General features: G+C 66.1%; 13 protein-coding genes. 9 read left to right on the top strand and 4 right to left on the bottom strand.

The window, feature by feature from the left end; all coding sequences use genetic code 11:
- Positions 1 to 44 precede the first annotated feature (44 nt).
- Entirely contained in the window at positions 45 to 1,913 is a 1,869-nt protein-coding gene (locus QW868_RS28955) for an ABC-F family ATP-binding cassette domain-containing protein (RefSeq protein ID WP_315813234.1), read from the top strand.
- A gap of 66 nt (positions 1,914 to 1,979) precedes the next feature.
- On the opposite strand, the gene QW868_RS28950 is transcribed toward QW868_RS28955, so the two are convergent.
- The 3 genes from QW868_RS28950 to QW868_RS28940 all read right to left on the bottom strand — a co-directional run bounded on the left by QW868_RS28950 (position 1,980) and on the right by QW868_RS28940 (position 4,676).
- Positions 1,980 to 2,474: a hypothetical protein gene (locus tag QW868_RS28950; protein ID WP_316232133.1), complete on the bottom strand. Its 495-nt coding sequence runs from the start codon at positions 2,472 to 2,474 to the stop codon at positions 1,980 to 1,982.
- Between the two features lie 204 nt (positions 2,475 to 2,678).
- Positions 2,679 to 3,131, bottom strand: coding sequence for a DNA polymerase III subunit chi (locus QW868_RS28945; protein WP_315739413.1), 453 nt, complete (start codon positions 3,129 to 3,131; stop codon positions 2,679 to 2,681).
- A 9-nt stretch (positions 3,132 to 3,140) separates the two neighbouring features.
- Positions 3,141 to 4,676, bottom strand: coding sequence for a leucyl aminopeptidase (locus tag QW868_RS28940; protein ID WP_316232118.1), 1,536 nt, complete (start codon positions 4,674 to 4,676; stop codon positions 3,141 to 3,143).
- Between the two features lie 339 nt (positions 4,677 to 5,015).
- On the opposite strand from QW868_RS28940, the gene lptF reads away from it, so the two are divergent.
- The 8 genes from lptF (at position 5,016) to QW868_RS28900 (ending at position 16,404) form a co-directional block, all read left to right on the top strand.
- Entirely contained in the window at positions 5,016 to 6,185 is a 1,170-nt protein-coding gene (gene lptF / locus QW868_RS28935; RefSeq protein WP_315739411.1) for an LPS export ABC transporter permease LptF, read from the top strand.
- Positions 6,182 to 7,279, top strand: a complete 1,098-nt coding sequence (gene lptG / locus QW868_RS28930) for an LPS export ABC transporter permease LptG (protein ID WP_315739410.1) — start codon at positions 6,182 to 6,184, stop codon at positions 7,277 to 7,279. Before lptF ends, lptG begins: the two co-directional genes overlap by 4 nt.
- The gene (locus tag QW868_RS28925) at positions 7,279 to 9,783 is read left to right on the top strand and encodes an LPS-assembly protein LptD (protein ID WP_316232117.1); all 2,505 of its coding nucleotides are present in this window, start codon (positions 7,279 to 7,281) and stop codon (positions 9,781 to 9,783) included. The genes lptG and QW868_RS28925 overlap by 1 nt, the downstream gene beginning before the upstream one ends.
- A 104-nt stretch (positions 9,784 to 9,887) precedes the next feature.
- Positions 9,888 to 10,826, top strand: coding sequence for a SurA N-terminal domain-containing protein (locus tag QW868_RS28920; RefSeq protein ID WP_315739408.1), 939 nt, complete (start codon positions 9,888 to 9,890; stop codon positions 10,824 to 10,826).
- On the top strand, positions 10,826 to 11,827 hold the full coding sequence (gene pdxA / locus QW868_RS28915) for a 4-hydroxythreonine-4-phosphate dehydrogenase PdxA (RefSeq protein ID WP_315777488.1): 1,002 nt from the start codon (positions 10,826 to 10,828) through the stop codon (positions 11,825 to 11,827). The genes QW868_RS28920 and pdxA overlap by 1 nt, the downstream gene beginning before the upstream one ends.
- Complete coding sequence (rsmA, locus tag QW868_RS28910) at positions 11,824 to 12,684, top strand: 16S rRNA (adenine(1518)-N(6)/adenine(1519)-N(6))-dimethyltransferase RsmA (RefSeq protein WP_316182527.1); 861 nt, start codon at positions 11,824 to 11,826, stop codon at positions 12,682 to 12,684. The genes pdxA and rsmA overlap by 4 nt, the downstream gene beginning before the upstream one ends.
- A gap of 27 nt (positions 12,685 to 12,711) precedes the next feature.
- Complete coding sequence (locus QW868_RS28905) at positions 12,712 to 13,770, top strand: alcohol dehydrogenase (RefSeq protein ID WP_316232116.1); 1,059 nt, start codon at positions 12,712 to 12,714, stop codon at positions 13,768 to 13,770.
- A gap of 381 nt (positions 13,771 to 14,151) precedes the next feature.
- On the top strand, positions 14,152 to 16,404 hold the full coding sequence (locus QW868_RS28900; protein ID WP_316232115.1) for a hypothetical protein: 2,253 nt from the start codon (positions 14,152 to 14,154) through the stop codon (positions 16,402 to 16,404).
- A gap of 8 nt (positions 16,405 to 16,412) precedes the next feature.
- Here the strand turns inward: QW868_RS28900 and gmk are convergent, their stop codons facing one another.
- Positions 16,413 to 17,072, bottom strand: a complete 660-nt coding sequence (gmk, locus tag QW868_RS28895; RefSeq protein WP_315755742.1) for a guanylate kinase — start codon at positions 17,070 to 17,072, stop codon at positions 16,413 to 16,415.
- Position 17,073: the final 1 nt, after the last annotated feature.

Below are 17,073 nucleotides of genomic sequence, written 5' to 3'. Positions count from 1 at the left end.
ACAAAGCGGTTGCCTTTGGCCGCGCGCGCGGTGACAAGGCGCGCATGCTTTCCATCACCGACATTTCCATCCGCCTCGCCGGACGGCTTCTCATCGACCAGAGCTCGGTGCAGATTCCGCCGGGCGCGCGCGTCGGGCTGGTCGGCCGCAACGGCACCGGCAAGTCCACCCTGTTCAAAGCGATCCGCGGCGAACTGTCGCTGGAGACCGGCAGCATCAGCGTGCCGCCGCGGTGGCGCATCGGCAGCCTGGCCCAGGAAGCCCCGAGCGGGCCCGAAAGCCTGATCGAGGTGGTTCTCCGGGCCGACCTCGAGCGGCACGCGCTGCTGCACGAGGCCGAGACCGCCCATGACGCAGACCGTATCGCCGAGATCCAGACCCGCCTCGTCGACATCGACGCGCATTCCGCCCCGGCGCGCGCGGCCGCGATTCTCAGCGGCCTCGGATTTTCCGCCGCGGATCAGGCGCGAGCCTGCGCCGAATTCTCCGGCGGCTGGCGCATGCGGGTCGCCCTCGCGGCCACGCTGTTCGCCGCACCCGACCTGCTCCTGCTGGACGAGCCGACCAACTATCTCGACCTCGAGGGCACGCTGTGGCTCGAGGATCATCTGGCGCACTATCCGCGCACGGTGATCGTGATCAGCCATGACCGCGATCTGCTGGAAACCTCCGTCGACCAGATCCTGCATCTCGACCGTTGCAAGCTCACGCTGTACCGCGGCAGCTACTCCTCCTACGAGGAGCAGCGCGCCACCCGCGAGATGCTCGATGCCAAGGCGGTCAAGCGCCAGGAAGCGGAGCGCGCGCGGCTGCAGGCCTTCGTCGAGCGCTTCAAGGCCAAGGCCTCGAAGGCGCGCCAGGCGCAGTCCCGCGTCAAGATGCTGGAGCGGATGAAGCCGATCACCGCGCTCGTCACCCAGGACGTGCACGAGATCACGTTCCCCGCACCGGAGCGACTGTTGTCGCCGCCGATCATCGCGGTCGACAACGCTTCGGTCGGCTACGACCCCGCGCAACCGGTGCTCAACCGCGTCACCTTACGCATCGACAATGACGACCGCGTCGCATTGCTCGGCGCCAACGGCAATGGCAAGTCCACGCTGGTGAAGCTGCTGGCCGGACGGCTCGCGCCGTTCTCCGGCAAGGTCACGCGCGCCGACAAGCTGTCGATCGCCTATTTCGCCCAGCACCAGCTCGATGAGCTGGACGAGACCGGATCGCCGTATAGTCACGTGCGCAAGCTGATGGGTGACGCACCGGAGTCGAAAGTACGCGCGCGCGCCGGCGCGATCGGGTTTTCCGGCAAGGCCGCCGACACGCTGGTGAAGAGCCTGTCGGGCGGCGAGAAGGCGCGGCTGCTGCTCGGGCTCGCGACCTTCTTCGGCCCCAACATGATCATCCTGGACGAGCCGACCAACCATCTCGACATCGACAGCCGCGCCGCGCTCGCCGAAGCGATCAACGAATTTCCCGGCGCCGTGATCATGGTCTCGCACGACCGCTATCTGATCGAGGCCTGCGCCGACCGCCTCTGGGTCGTCGCCGACCGCACGGTGAAGACCTACGATGGCGATCTCGATGACTACCGGCGCATGGTCCTGTCGTCACGCAGCGGCGCCGGCACACGAGAGACCGAACGTCCGCAGGTGACCGAGAAAGCGGAGCGGCCGCGCGTCGACAACAGACGGAGCGGGCTGAAGCAGAAGATCACGGCGGTCGAAGCCGAGATCGCCCGCATCACCGGGATCATCGCCAAGATCGACGGCGCGCTGTCGCTGCCCGACATCTTCACACGCGACCCGAAACAGGCGGCGCAATTGTCGAAGGCACGGGCCAATGCCGCCGACGCGCTGGCGCGCGCCGAGGAGCAATGGCTGGAAGCGAGCACGTTGTATGACGAGGCAACCGGCTGATCGAGCAATCCGCGACGAACCAATGTTCGTCCGACGAACTACTCTCTCGGCAACTTCAGCGCACACTCAGGTCGCGCGCTTCTTCGCCTTCGGCTTGGCCGTCTTCGGCGTGGGTCCCGGATCGGGCGCTCGCTCGACCGAGGTCAGGCGGCCGGAGCTGAACGTGTAGACGCCGGAGCGCGCGCCGCGCAGCCAGGTCACCGTGGCCACGCGCTCACCGCCATTGCTCGAGATGTTGACGTTGTCGGGTGCACCGATGCCGCGCACCACGTCGCATTCGGTATGGCCGAGTGCGACGGTGCCGCCGACGGCTGGCGTTGCGGCGGCGGGATCATTCGCCAGCGCGTTCGCGCCCGCAGCACCGGCCGCAGGCGCCATGCCCGGGCACGCGCCTTCGGCGCTTACAAGGTCCTCAGCCGTGACCGGCTTATCCGGCGTCAGCGGCGGCGCGTCGATCGAGATGTTCCTGATGAACAGGCGCTGCGGCCGGTTGAACCACTCGGCGTCCTTGGACAGGAAATCGGGCGTGCTCGAGCATCCGGCGACGACCGGGGCAAGCACAAGGAACGCCAGAGCGCGCGTCAGCTGTTTGTTGTGGTCTCGCACGATGAACCTTGCTGAATTGCAACCTGTGGACACTCTAATGTGTTGTCCCAACATCACTTTGCGGCACGTTCGTGGCTTTGCCAACGCTCTGCCGGTAAATCAGCAGTTTATCATGAATCGCGCCGCGCTGCCATCATTGGCGCTTCACGGACTTCCGCATCATTGCCGGCGCTGCCAACGCCCCCGCTCATCCGCCTGCCAGTAGGTGACCTCGAATCCTCGCGATTTGCAATCGGTCCACGCCGATCTCGCAGCCGCGAGCGCGTCCGCATCATCGCCGTTGAATACGAGCACCATGCGCTCGTAGCTGTGCGAGTCCGATGGCAGCGGCGCGTTGTCCACGAGGAAACGGACGTTTGCGCCGTTGGGATTGCTCTCTTCCACCGCGAGCACGATCGGCTGGTCGGCCACATCGGCCACCCGCCAGGTGGCATGCGGCAGAAACGAATCGTCGCGATAGGTCCACAGATGCGCATCGAGCGCATCCGCGCGCTCCTCCGACGTCGACTGCACCACGACGCGCCAACCGCGCTCGAGCGACTTCTCGAGCAGCGGCGGCAGCACGCCTTCAATGGTCATGTTCTGCAGATGGTAGAACAGGACTTCTGTCATCGTCCCACGTCACGCCTTGGCGCCGGACTTGGCTTCAGCCTTGGCGTCGGATTTGGATTCGTACGAATCCCACACCAGCCGGTCGAGCAGCCGGACGCCATAGCCCGATCCCCAGCTCTGGTTGATCTCCGATTTCGGCGCGCCCATCGCGGTGCCGGCGATGTCGAGATGCGCCCACGGCGTGTCGTTGACGAAGCGCTGCAGGAATTGCGCAGCAGTGATCGAGCCGCCATGGCGTCCACCGGTATTCTTCATGTCCGCGAACTGCGAATCGATCAGTTTGTCGTATTCGTGGCCGAGCGGCATGCGCCAGACCTTCTCACCCGTCTCCTGCCCCGCCTTGAACAGCTTGTCGGCGAGATCATCATTGTTGGTGAAGAGGCCGGCATGATCGGTGCCGAGCGCGACCATGATCGCTCCGGTCAAGGTTGCCAGGTCGATCATGAACTTCGGCTTGAACTTGGTCGCGACGTACCAGAGCACGTCGGCGAGCACGAGCCGGCCCTCGGCATCGGTATTGATGATCTCGATGGTCTGGCCCGACATCGAGGTGACGATGTCGCCCGGACGCTGGGCGTTGCCGTCCGGCATGTTCTCGACCAGGCCGATGGCGCCGATCACGTTGGCCTTGGCCTTGCGTGCGGCGAGTGCATGCATCAGGCCGACCACGCAGGCCGCGCCGCCCATGTCGCCCTTCATGTCCTCCATCGAGCCGGCCGGCTTGATCGAGATGCCGCCGGTGTCGAAGCACACGCCCTTGCCGATGAAGGCGACCGGCTGCTCGCCGCGCTTGCCGCCATTGTAGTGCATCACGACGGTGCGGCTCGGCCGTGCCGAGCCCTGGCCGACGCCGAGCAGCGCGCCCATGCCGAGCTTCTTCATCGCAGGCACGTCGAGGATCTCGACGGTGACGCCGAGCTTGCGCAAGGCGGCGGCGCGCTTGGCGAACTCCTCCGGGTAGAGCACGTTCGGCGGCTCGTTGACGAGATCGCGCGCCAGTATCACCCCGTCAGTGACGTGGGACCGCGGCGCGAACGCCTTCTTGGCCGCCGCGGCATCCGCCACGGCGATCGAGACATTGGCGCTGACGGCGCCCTCCTCGTCCTTCTTCTTGGTTTTGTAGCGATCGAACCGATACGCCCGCAGCCGGATCCCGGCGGCCAGCGAGCTGACCTGATCCGGCAACAGCGGTCCCGAAGGCAACTCGGCCAGCACCGCGACCGCTTCAGTTCCGGAGTTCAGCTTTCCGGCTAAAGTGCCGCCGTATTTAAGAAAATCCTTGTCCTTGAGGTCTGAGCCCTTGCCGGTGCCAATGACGATCAAGCGCTGAATCTTGATTCCCTCAGGAGCCAGCAGGTCCAGCACCGCGCCATCCTTGCCCTTGAACCGGGCTGCCCCGGCCGCGCGCTTGATCAGGTCCGAGGCTCCCCCGAGCGCCTTCTCGGTCGCGACTCCAAGTCGCAGGGTATCATCGCAGAACGCCACCACGATGCCACGCGGGGCGGTCGATAGCGGGACGAAGCCGACCTTGACGGCGTCGGACATCAAGCAATCCTCCAAATTTCGACGTGATGGGCCGCCACGTCCGGCCGAAAACCTCAAGGACCAGACGCGGATGGCGGCAGTTCGGAACCCAACTTGGCAGCAGTATGACCTGCCCGGGCCGCGGCTGCCAAGCGCCGCGTGGCGGGCCAGTCACAATCATGAAATTTTGACCGTATTTTCGGGGCGCCACGCCACAGCCATTTTGTCGACGGATCAACGAGATGGTAATGATATTCACTGCTCTTGGAACGTCACGGCGACAGCGGCCTTGGGGGACCCGTTTCAAGGGGGGCTGCAGCGCTCGTTCCGGGACTGCTGATTGGGGATCGAGCGCAGACGATGGGGTCCATCGACAGGTACATCTTTCGCACGACGCTGGCGTCGTTCGCATTGGTCCTGATCAGCCTCACCGGCGTGATCTGGATTACGCAGGCGCTGCGCGGCATCGACCTGATGACCAGCCAGGGCCAGACGATCCTGACCTTCCTCGGCATCACCGGGCTCGTGATTCCTTCCCTGCTCGGCGTCATCGCGCCAATTGCGCTGATGATCGCGGTCTCGCATACGCTGAACAAGCTCGCGACCGATTCGGAGATCATCGTCATGAACGCGGCCGGCATGTCGCCGATCCGGCTGTTCGTGCCGTTCGCCTATGCCACCTGCGCGGTGGCCGTGCTGGTGACGGTGATCGCCGCCTTCTTCGCCCCCGACGGCCTGCGCCGGATCAAGCAGTGGGATGCCGAGATCACCGCCGACGTGCTCGCCAACATCCTGCAGCCCGGACGGTTCGCGCAGCTCGACCAGAACCTGACCATCCGGATCCGCGAGCGCCAACCCGGCGGTGAGCTGTCCGGCATCCTGATCGACGACCGCCGCGACCCCAAGGAGCGAATCACGATCATCGCCGAGAAGGGCACCGTCGTGAAGAATGCCGACGGCTCGTTCCTGGTGCTCGAGGACGGCAATCTGGAACGCTTCGAGCTCGGCAAGCGCGAGCCGGCGATGGTCGCGTTCGCCCGCTACGCCTTCGACATGTCGAAGTTTTCGAATCAGGGCCGCGACGTCACGCTCGGCATCCGCGAGCGCTATCTCTGGGAGCTGATGGCCCCCGCCGAGAACGATCCGATCTACAAGCAGATCCCGGGACAATTCCGGCAGGAATTGCACGACCGCTTCCTGGCGCCGATCTATCCGTTCGCCTTCGCAGCCCTCACCTTCGCATTCCTGGGCGCGCCGCGGACGACACGCCAGAGCCGCAACTTCTCGTTCGGCAGCGCGATCCTCGCCGTCTTCGGCGTGCGCATGGCGGGCTTCGCCTGCTCGGTCATGACGGTGAAGACGCCGATGGCGGCGCTGGTGCAGTACCTCATGCTGTTCGGCGTGCTCGGCCTCAGCATCTGGATCATCATCGGCGGCGTGGTGGTCGAGCCGCCGGCGCGGCTGATGGAAGCCATCAACCGCTCGAACGCGCGGATCGCACGCCTGTTCGGAAGGCCGGCCACCGCATGAGCATGGTCACCAACACACTCGGGCGCTATTTCGCCGGCCGCTTCCTGGTCTCGGCGGTCGGCGTGTTCGCGAGCATCTTCATCCTGCTCGTGCTCGTCGACTACATCGAGATGGTGCGCAAGACCTCCGGGCTCGCCTCCGCCTCGGCGCTGATGGTGGCGGAAACGTCGCTGTTCCGGGTGCCGCAATTGCTCGAGAAGATGATGCCGTTCTGCGTCCTGATCGGCGCCATGACCTGCTATCTCGCACTGTCGCGCCGGCTCGAACTCGTGGTGGCGCGCGCAGCCGGGGTCTCCGCCTGGCAGTTCATCGCGCCGGCGCTGGCAAGCGCCATCGTGCTCGGGCTGATGGCCACGACCCTCTACAACCCGATGTCGGCCAATCTGCGCGAACTCTCCAAGCGCATGGAGGCCGAGCTGTTCGGCGCGGCCCCCGGCGGCGGCGTGCAGGATGCGGCCGGCTTCTGGCTCAACCAGATCAACCCGGACGGCTCCGTGATCATCAATGCCGCCCGCAGCGAGCAGCAGGGCGTCCGCCTGACCGGACTGACCCTGTTCCGTTTTGATACGGACAAGCACTTCAAGGAGCGAATCGAAGCCCGCGAGGCGACCCTCGAAGAAGGCCGGTGGGTCTTCCGCTCGGTGCGCCGATTCTCCCTCGATGCGCCCCCTGTCGACGAACCGACGTTCATTCTTCCGACCAGCCTGACGCCGGCGCAGGTCCGAAACAGCTTCTCCACCCCCGAAACTGTGTCGTTTTGGCAACTGCCGACATACATCCGTTCGTCGGAGAGCTCAGGCTTCGCGACCGCGGGGTACCGACTGCAGTATCATAAGCTGATCGCGCAGCCGTTTTTGCTGGCTGCGATGGTCATGCTGGCTGCGTCCGTGTCGCTCAGGTTCTTCCGAATGGGTGGCGTACAGAAAATGGTTTTGAGTGGCGTGGGCGCCGGGTTTCTGCTCTACGTTCTGTCGAAAGTAACTGAAGATTTGAGCAAGGCTGAGTTGATGAATCCGATCGCTGCGGCGTGGTTGCCGGTGTTCGTCGGCGGCCTCACCGGTTTCATGGCTTTGCTCTACCAGGAGGACGGCTAGTGTCGTTCGTTGCCGTCCGTCAGACAGCGCTCGCCGCGCTTCGGCAGCATGCCGTTGCGCGCCGCGGTTGCGTGCGCGTGCGTCGCGCCGGGTCTGGCGTGCTTGGATTCGTTTTGGCCTGCGGGCTCGGCCTGATGGTTGCGGCTGCGACCGGGTTCGTGGCGCCGAGTCCTGCCGCCGCGCAGGGCTTCACCTACAATCCGCGCCCGCCCAAGGCGCCACCGCCGCGCGTCGCCAACGACAACCAGATGCTGGTGCAGGCGACCGAGGTCGATTACGACTACAACAACTCGCGCGTGTCGGCGGTCGGCAACGTGCAGCTGTTCTACAACGGCACCTCGGTCGAGGCCGACCGGGTGATCTACGACCAGAAGACCAAGCGTCTGCATGCGGAAGGCAACATCCGCATGACCGACGCCGACGGCAAGATCACCTACGCCAACAGCCTCGACCTGTCCGACGATTATCGTGACGGCTTCGTCGATTCGCTGCGCGTCGAGACCGAGGATCAGACGCGGATGGCGGCGACCCGCGCCGACCGCTCCAAGGGGAATTACACCGTCTTCGAGAACGGCGTGTACACCGCCTGCGCGCCTTGCAAGGACGACCCGAAGAAGCCGCCGCTGTGGCAGGTCAAGGGTGCGCGCATCATCCACGACCAGACCGAGAAGATGCTGTATTTCGAGAACGCCCAGCTCGAGTTCTTCGGCGTTCCCCTGGCCTACATCCCCTACTTCTCGACGCCCGATCCGACCGTGAAGCGCAAGAGCGGCTTCCTGATGCCCGGCATCACCCAGACCGGCGGCTACGGCTTCGGCGTCGACATCCCCTATTACTGGGCGATCGCGCCGGATTACGACGCGACCTTCACGCCGCGCATCACCTCCAAGCAGGGCGTGCTGCTGCAGACCGAGTTCCGCCAGCGCCTCAGCAATGGCGGCTATCAGGTGCGCCTGTACGGCATCGATCAGCTCGACCGCAAGGCCTTCGCCGGCCAGCCGGGCGATCGCCAGTTCCGCGGCGGCGTCGACACCAAGGGCCAGTTCGCGCTCAACGACAAGTGGGTCTGGGGCTGGGACGGCATCCTGCTGTCCGACTACATGTTCCTGTCGGATTACCGGCTGGCGCAGTACCGCGACCCGTTCAACTCGTTCATGAGCCTCCCGACCGAGGCGATCTCGCAGCTGTATTTGACCGGCGTCGGCAGCCGCAGCTTCTTCGACGTCCGGGCGATCCACTATCTGAGCTTCTCAGGCAACCAGCAGACCGTGCCGGTGGTCTATCCGGTGCTGGATTACTCGAACGTGCTGAACTACCCCGTGTTCGGCGGCGAGTTCAGCTACAAGACCAATTTCGTCAATCTGAGCCGCCAGACGGCGGTGTTCGACCCGATCACGACCACGGCCAACACCAATGGCCTGTGCGCCATCAATTCCGCCGATCCGGCGACGCGCGCGCGATGCCTGCTGCGCGCCACGCCCGGCACCTACACCCGCCTGACTGCGCAGGCGGAGTGGCGGCGCTCGTTCACCGATCCCTACGGCCAGATCTGGACGCCGTTCGCGATCCTGCGCGCGGATGCGATCAACGCCAACGTCTCGAACCAGCCGGGCGTGGGCAACTTCCTGCAGACCGGCGACACCCAGGCGCTGCGGCTGATGCCGACGGTCGGCCTCGAATATCGCTACCCGTTCATCAACGTTCAGCCGTGGGGCACGACGACGATCGAGCCGATCGCGCAAGTGATCATCCGTCCCAACGAGACCTATGCCGGCCGGCTGCCGAACGAGGACGCCCAGAGCATGGTGTTCGACGCCAGCAACCTGTTCAGCGTCGACAAGTTCTCCGGCTACGACCGCGTCGAGGGCGGCGGCCGCGCCAATGTCGGCGTCCAGGCGACGACGCAGTTCGACCGCGGCGGCACCATCAACGTGCTGTTCGGCCAGTCCTACCATTTGTTCGGGATGAACTCGTTCGCGGTGCAGGATGCCAACAACACCGCCATCGGCTCCGGCCTGGACAAGAACGTCTCGGACTACGTGGCGCGTGTCGATTACTCGCCGAACCGCACCTACACGTTCAGCATGCGCAGCCGGTTCGACCAGCAGACCCTGAACATCCAGCGCTTCGAGGCGGAAGCCAAGGCGAACTTCGACCGCTGGTCGGTGGCGCTGACCTACGGCAACTATGCCGCCGATCCGGCGCTCGGCTATCTCGACCGGCGTGAGGGCATCCTCGGCAGCGGCTCGGTCAAGGTGGCGCCGAACTGGGTCGTCACGGGTGCAGCGCGCTGGGATCTGGCAGCCAACAAGATCAACCAGTATGTGATCGGCGCCGGCTATGTGGATGATTGTTTCGTGCTGGCCGCCAACTATGTAACGTCGTATAATTATACGGCAGGCACCACTCCCCCCGTTCTGAGCCATGCCTATATGCTCCAGATCGGACTCCGGACGCTGGCCAATTCCTCGTCCACGGGAACCGGGGCTGGGGGCCTTCAGTAGCGCGCGCCAGTCTCCGACGGGCCGCTCCGTGGGGTTCGAAAGTCCCTCGTCGGGAGCCGTGGCGCGGTTTCCAGTTGGATCAATAGCGACAGCGAAGCTTGGTCATGACGATCGCGTTCTCTCCTCGCCTTCGGGCCCTGGCCATCTGCACTCTTGCCGCACTCGTCTGCGGCATCGGAACGATGTCGGCTCGCGCTCAGAGCATCGTCGTCATGGTCAATGGCGATCCCATCACCGACTATGACATCGAGCAGCGCACCAAGCTGAACTTCCTGAGCACTCGCAAGCATCAGTCCCGCCAGGAGATCATCGACGAGCTGATCGACGACAAGGTGAAGATCAAGGAGGGCAAGAAGTACGGCGTCGAGCCGACTGCCTCCGACGTCGACCAGTCGTTTGCCGGCATGGGCTCTCGCATGCGGCTCAACCCGGAACAGTTGACCAAATCGCTGGAGAGCCAGGGCGTGCGGCCGGAGACGCTGAAGGCCCGCATCAAGGCCGAGATCGTCTGGAGCAGCCTGGTGCGCGGCCGCTACAAGGAGCGGCTGCTCGTCTCCGACAAGGACGTCGCCGCGGCTGTCGCCGCCGCCGGCGGCGACGGCGATCAGCAGGGCCAAGCGTTCGAGTACAAGATGCAGCCGATCGTGCTGATCGTGTCGAACTCCTCGAACCAGGGCTTGATGGAAGCACGTCACAAGGAGGCGGAGGCGCTGCGCTCACGGGTGCAGACCTGCGCCGAAGCCAACAACATCTTCAAGACGACGGCGAATGCGGTCATCAAGGAGATCGTCGTCAAGACGTCCGCCGACATTCCGCCGAATCTGCGCAAGCTGCTCGATGACACGCCGATCGGCCACCTGACTCCGCCGGAAGCGACACGGCAGGGCATTCAGATGGTGGCGCTCTGCTCGCGGACTCCGACCACGATCGACACGCCGAAGAAGCGCGAGATCAAGGAGCAGATGTATACCAAGAAATACGAGGCCACCTCCAAGGCCTATCTGCAGGAAGTCCGCAAGGCGGCGATGATCGAATATCGCTGATGACGAAGCCGCTCGCGCTGACCCTGGGGGAACCGGCAGGCATCGGCCCCGACATCACCCTGCAAGCGTGGCTGCGCCGCACCGAGCTCGGACTCCCCGCCTTCTACGTGCGCGGTGATCCGGCCTTCCTGGCTCAGCGCGCCAAGCTGCTCGACCTCCCCGTCACTGTGGACGAGGTTCGTCCCGAACAAGCGGCGCAGGCGTTTGCGACCGCGCTGCCCGTGGTCTCCACCGGGCACGCCGTGACGGCCCTGCCGGGCCGCCCGGACATGACGAGTGCCGAGGCGGCCATCGGCTCGATCCGGGAGGCCGTGGCCGACGTGAGGGCCGGACGCGCCAGCGCCGTCGTGACCAACCCGATCGCCAAGGCCGTCCTCTACCGCGCCGGCTTCTCGCATCCCGGCCATACCGAATTTCTCGCCGAGCTCGCCGCCGATGGTGGAGCCACGCCACAGCCGGTCATGATGCTGTGGTCGCCTGTTCTCGCCGTGGTGCCGGTGACGATCCACGTCGCGTTGCGCGATGCGATCGAACAGCTGACGAGCCCGCTGATCACGTCGACGACGCGAATCGTCGCGGCGAGCCTGCGTCGCTATTTCGGCGTGGCGCGGCCCCGCATCGCCATGTCGGGACTCAATCCGCATGCGGGCGAGGACGGCACGCTCGGCGGCGAGGAGGACACGATCATCGCGCCGGCGATCGCGACGTTGCGCAACGCCGGGCTCGACGTGAAGGGACCGCTGCCGGCAGACACGATGTTTCATGAAGCTGCGCGCAAGACCTATGACTGCGCCATCTGCATGTACCACGATCAGGCACTGATCCCGATCAAGACTCTGGCGTTCGACGAGGGCGTCAACGTGACGCTCGGCCTGCCCTTCATCCGCACCTCGCCCGACCACGGCACGGCCTTCGACATTGCCGGCAAGGGCACCGCCAATCCGGCGAGCCTGATCGCGGCGCTCGAGCTCGCGGCGCGCATGGCCAGCCAGTCGTCATGAGCGCGATCGACGACCTCCCGCCGCTGCGCGAGGTCATTCGCGAACATCAGCTGTCGGCGCGCAAGGCGCTCGGTCAGAACTTCCTGCTCGATCTCAATCTCACCGCCCGGATCGCGCGCGCCGCGGGTCCGCTTGAGGACGCCACGGTGGTGGAGATCGGCCCCGGCCCGGGAGGCCTGACGCGGGCGCTGCTCGCGCTCGGCGCGCGCCACGTGATCGCGGTCGAGCACGACGAGCGCGCGATCCCGGCGCTGCAGGCGATCGCTGCGCGCTATCCGGGGCGGCTCGAAATCGTCTGCACCGACGCCCGCACCTTCGACGTCCGGCCCTATCTCGGCAGCACCAAGGCGAAGATCGTCGCCAACCTGCCCTACAACATCGCCACGCATCTCTTGATCGGCTGGCTTTCCGTAGAGCCGTGGCCGCCCTGGTACGACATGATGGTGCTGATGTTTCAGCGCGAGGTCGCCGAGCGGATCGTCGCGCGCGAGAACGAGGACGCCTATGGCCGGCTCGGCGTGCTCGCCAACTGGCGCTGCGAGACCAAGATCCTGTTCGACATCTCGCCGTCGGCCTTCGTGCCGCCGCCGAAGGTCACCTCGTCGGTGGTGCGGCTGGTGCCGCGCCCTTCGCCCGAACCATGCGACCGCCGCGCGCTCGAGCAGGTCGCGGCCGCCGCCTTCGGCCAGCGCCGCAAGATGCTGCGGCAGAGCCTGAAGTCGCTGCCGGCGGATCCCGTGCGGCTCGCGGCCGCCGCCGGCGTCGATCCCACCCGCCGCGCCGAGACCATTCCGGTTTCCGGCTTTGTTGCCATGGCCCGCGAATTGACCAATAGTCGCAACGAGAACAAGTCTTAATCAACAAGCATTTCAGGGAGTTTCATCATGGCGTTGATGCGCCGTCAGTCGCTCGTCAAGTTCGATGCACCGCTGTGCGAGACGATCGTCGAGACGCCGAAGCCGCAAGGCCGGGAAGTTCTGGTTCGCATCGAGCGCTGCGGCCTGTGCCACTCCGACCTGCATATCCAGGACGGCTATGCCGATCTCGGCAATGGCAAGCGACTCGACACCACACGCGGCATGACCCTGCCCTTCACGCTCGGACACGAGATTGCCGGCGTCGTCGACGAGGTCGGACCCGATGTGCCGAAGGAGCTGATCGGCGCGCGCCGCGCAGTGTTTCCGTGGATCGGCTGCGGCCAATGCCGCGATTGCGCCAATGGCGACGAGAATTTGTGCGCCAAGCAGCGCTTCCTCGGCGTCTCCATCGACGGCGGCTTCGCCACCCACGTGCTGGTGCCCGACGCGAAATATCTGCTGGAGTATGATCCGCTGCCGGTCAACCAGGCCGCGACCCTGATGTGCTCCGGCGTAACGGCCTATGGCGCGCTCAAGCGCCTCGTGGATCGGCCGCGCCAGCGCAATTTGCTGCTGATCGGACTCGGCGGCGTCGGCATGATGGGCCTGTCGTTCGCGCAGGCGATGTTCAAGCAACCGATCTCGGTGGCCGACCTCTCGGCGGCCGCGCGCGAGACCGCGCTGAAGAATGGCGCCGCGACGGCCTACGATCCGGCCGAGCCGGATGTGATCAAGCGCATCCTCAAGGAGACCGAGGGCGGCTTCGACGAGGTCGTCGATTTCGCCGGCAACGAGAAGTCGATGGCCTTTGCGGTGTCCGTCGTCGCACGCGGCGGCAAGATCGTCGTCTCCGGACTGATGGGCGGCCAGTTCACCCTGCCGATGGTTCAATGGGTGTACAAGCGCATGACCATCGAGGGCTTCATGGTCGGCACGCTGACTGAGGCGCACGAGTTGATGGCGCTCGCGCGCGCCGGCAAGATCAAGCCGCCGCCGATGCGCGAGGAGCCGATGGCTGACGTACAGAAGTGGATCGATGCACTGCGCGCCGGCCATGTGGTCGGACGTGTGGTGCTGACGAACTGATCCGTCGCCTGTTGCGACATCGGACGCGGCGGCGGTGCTGCACCGCCGCCGCTGCTGCCAATCATTTGTCCACAAACGCAGAGGTTGTCGGTGTGACGCCCTTGATCCCTGAGGGTGAAAAACCAGGTCCATCTTCACCGATGTGACCGATTTGGCGCGATAGCGCGGCCAAAATCGCGGCGCGATGCAAACCCTCTTGTGGGAAAAAAGCCGCACTCGGACACGAAAGGATCGAGACAGAATTAATCCGGAATTGCGGCTCATTGCCACCCAACTTGTCTCCGAGAACGCGCCGTTGCGTAAGCGTATCCGGAGTCTTCAATGGCAAGCCGAACGGCAGGAGTTGCATTTGCCATTGCTGCCGGAATCGCTGGCACCGTCGTGCTCGTGCTGCCGCGCGTCGTCTTGGCGGCGGAGGAATGTCTGACCGAGCCGACGGGAGAGAAGTCCGACGCGCAACGCTGGTACTATCGTTTCGATCGTGGCACCAATCGGCGTTGCTGGTATCTGAAAGACGCCAACGGCAACCCCCGTGACGCCGCGGCACCGATACGGACGACGCAGCAGCCGGCTCCCTGGGACTTCGCCCAGCCCACTCCACCCAAACTGACGCCAAGACGCACTGATGGCCCGGTCGTTCGCACCAGCGATGCCCTCGCAGAAGCGCCGCAGCCGCGGCTGCGTACCGATCTCGCCGTGCGAGGCACGCCGAAGCCGCAGACCCTCGCCACACGGACGACGCTGACGGCGTCGGACGCCAGCCTGCCGCGCAGCCTCGATAGCTCGCCCTGGCCCTCTGCCCCGCCGCAACAGGCTGACCCGATTGCAGCCGATGCGCCGCCGCCGGCGATGGCCGACGACGGCAATGTGGAGCCGGACGCGAATGCGGCGCCGGCTGCCGACGGGCCGATCATCGCACCCAAGCCGAGCAAGCCCGAAGCGCCCATCCACGTGCTCATGCTCGTGGTCATCGGCGCACTCGCGATTTCAGGACTGCTGGCGAGCGCGCTCTATCGGCTCAGCCGGATGGGACGGCGGCAACGGCGCAACGGCAGCTGGCACGCGGACGCAGTACGGATGCGCCGTGGTCGCATGAAGCCACGGTCCAAGGCGCCGCAGGGCGGGATGCGTGCGAACCGCGGCAGCATGCCGGCGGCACCATCCCATCCAGGCGGCAGCCGCGGCTCTCAGCCGGCTTCGGCGCTCGACCTCGCCAGCGCGCGGCTGTCCGCTTCAACGGACCAGATCGACCCCCGTGCACAGCGACCGGCGCCGTCTCCCCAGCATCAGGATCACCCGGCCGTGGCCGCACGCCGACGCGACCGGGACGCGGCTGCGGAGATGCAACGGTCGCAGTCCACCGACGCAGTGTGGCAGGCGGTCGATGAGCTGGTGGATCGCGCAGCGGTGCGCCGGGCTGAGCCTTCCGGGGCACAGGCCGCTGCGGCCAACGTGCAGCCATCGCCGGTTGCCGCAATTACCCCATCGCCTGCTGCTCCGGCGCAAGCACAACTGACGGCTGCCCAGATGGCCGCGGCGCAGGCCACTGCCACCAAGATTGCAGCAGCCCAGGCGAGTGCCGCAGCCGCCTCGCAACGCTCGCCGACCTATGCGGCGCCGACCGCACCCGCCGAGCCCTGGCCGGCTGCGCAGCGAGTTGAACCTGCGAATCCCACCCGCGTCCAGGCGGCCGCACCGATGCCGCCACCCGCCCCGCCACCGACGCAGGCTGCCACGAGCGCCGCCCCACCCGCCCCTGTCGACGTCAGCGAAATCGTGTCGGCGCTGCGCAAGGCCCGCAGCAGCGAAGCCGCGTCCCCCTCTGCCGGCGCCCCGGTCGACGCCGCCAAGGTGATTGCCGCGCTGCTGGTATCGCGCGCGGCCAAGCGGCGTACCACGCAACCCGGCGAGGCTGGCGATGCTCCGGCTGCAGCGGTCCTCGCTGAGACGGCTCCGCCAGCGCATGAGGACGCGGCACCCCAGACCACGCCGGCGTCGCAACACCTGACGAACCGTCTGCGTGGCGGCCAGCCGGCCGCTCAGCCCGTTCCCGCGATGCCCGATCAACCCACGCGCGCGCCGTCGACGGCACCAGCCGATCCAGCGGCCGCACTGATCGAGACGCTTCGCGCGCATGCAGCACGACAACCGGCCCCTCAGCCTGACGATGACATCGCCATGGCCGGACCCGCGATGATGTCGGAGGCCCCTGCCGCCGAAGACGATGAGCTCGACGATCCCGCGGCGGCGCTGATCAACCTTCTGCAGTCGCGCTTTTCATTGCCCGAAGACGAGCTGGAGGCAGAGCCGCAGCAGGAGGAGCACGAGGAGTTCTCCGTCGAGGCTCAGCAGAACGTCGCGCACATGCATGATGATCCCGCGGCCCGACTGATGAGTCTCCTGGAATCGCGGTCGTCGATCCCCGCCGCGCTCCCCATCGACAGACCGCAGGCGCAGCGGCCGCAGCAGCAGCGCCCCCTGTTCGTGCCGACGCCGTTCGAGGACCCGGCGACCCCGCCGCTCGACTTCATTCCGCGGCCGCCGGCGCTGCGGCCGCGGCCGCGCAACATTCAGCAGGATGAGTCGCTCGACGGCATCCAGGACATCCTGGCGCGTCTCGGCCGACGGGCGTGACAGGCGCCTCAGCTTTCGAGCTGGCGCTGCAACTCGCGGACGAAGGTCGTCAATCCGGTCCGGCGCTCGCGCTTCAGGCGCTCTGCCTTGAGGATCGACTGCACCTCGGCAAACGCATCGTCGACGTTGCGGTTGATGACGATGTAGTCGTACTCCGCCCAATGGCTCATCTCGTGACTGGCGCGGCTCATGCGCCCGCGTATGACCTCATCGGAGTCCTGCGCACGCGTATGCAGCCGCTTCTCGAGATCGGCGGCGGACGGCGGCAGGATGAACACGCTGACGACGTCCTGCCGCGCCTTCTCGCGCAGTTGCTGCGTGCCCTGCCAGTCGATGTCGAACAGCACATCCTGGCCGCCGGAGAGCGCCGCTTCGACCGGCGCGCGTGGCGTGCCATAGCGGTTGTCGAACACGGTGGCCCATTCGAGCAGCTCGTTGCGCTTGGCCATGTCCTCGAAGCGCGCCCGGTCGACGAAGTGATAGTCGCGGCCGTCGATCTCACCGGGGCGCATCGGACGCGTCGTCGCCGATACCGACATCCGCAAGCCCGGCATGCGCTCGATCAGCAGGCGCGACAGCGTCGTCTTGCCCGCCCCCGAAGGCGATGACAGCACGAACATCAGGCCGCGCCGCTCGACCCCATCGAAGCTTCCGTCGTGAGCCACCATG

The sequence above is a fragment of the Bradyrhizobium sp. SZCCHNR1051 genome (assembly GCF_032489615.1).
Taxonomy (GTDB): domain Bacteria; phylum Pseudomonadota; class Alphaproteobacteria; order Rhizobiales; family Xanthobacteraceae; genus Bradyrhizobium.
The sequence above is the reverse complement of the archived record's forward strand: the minus strand, read 5'-3'. Positions and strand labels throughout refer to the sequence as shown.

Excerpts from the sequence above, each read along its gene's own strand:
- QW868_RS28905 (WP_316232116.1), top strand. The coding sequence starts at position 12,712 with ATGGCGTTGATGCGCCGTCAGTCGCTCGTCAAGTTCGATGCACCGCTG.
- gmk (WP_315755742.1), bottom strand. The coding sequence starts at position 17,072 with ATGGTGGCTCACGACGGAAGCTTCGATGGGGTCGAGCGGCGCGGCCTG.
- QW868_RS28955 (WP_315813234.1), top strand. The coding sequence starts at position 45 with ATGCTTTCCATCACCGACATTTCCATCCGCCTCGCCGGACGGCTTCTC.
- rsmA (WP_316182527.1), top strand. The coding sequence starts at position 11,824 with ATGAGCGCGATCGACGACCTCCCGCCGCTGCGCGAGGTCATTCGCGAA.
- QW868_RS28940 (WP_316232118.1), bottom strand. The coding sequence starts at position 4,676 with ATGTCCGACGCCGTCAAGGTCGGCTTCGTCCCGCTATCGACCGCCCCG.
- QW868_RS28945 (WP_315739413.1), bottom strand. The coding sequence starts at position 3,131 with ATGACAGAAGTCCTGTTCTACCATCTGCAGAACATGACCATTGAAGGC.
- lptG (WP_315739410.1), top strand. The coding sequence starts at position 6,182 with ATGAGCATGGTCACCAACACACTCGGGCGCTATTTCGCCGGCCGCTTC.
- pdxA (WP_315777488.1), top strand. The coding sequence starts at position 10,826 with ATGACGAAGCCGCTCGCGCTGACCCTGGGGGAACCGGCAGGCATCGGC.
- lptF (WP_315739411.1), top strand. The coding sequence starts at position 5,016 with ATGGGGTCCATCGACAGGTACATCTTTCGCACGACGCTGGCGTCGTTC.
- QW868_RS28920 (WP_315739408.1), top strand. The coding sequence starts at position 9,888 with ATGACGATCGCGTTCTCTCCTCGCCTTCGGGCCCTGGCCATCTGCACT.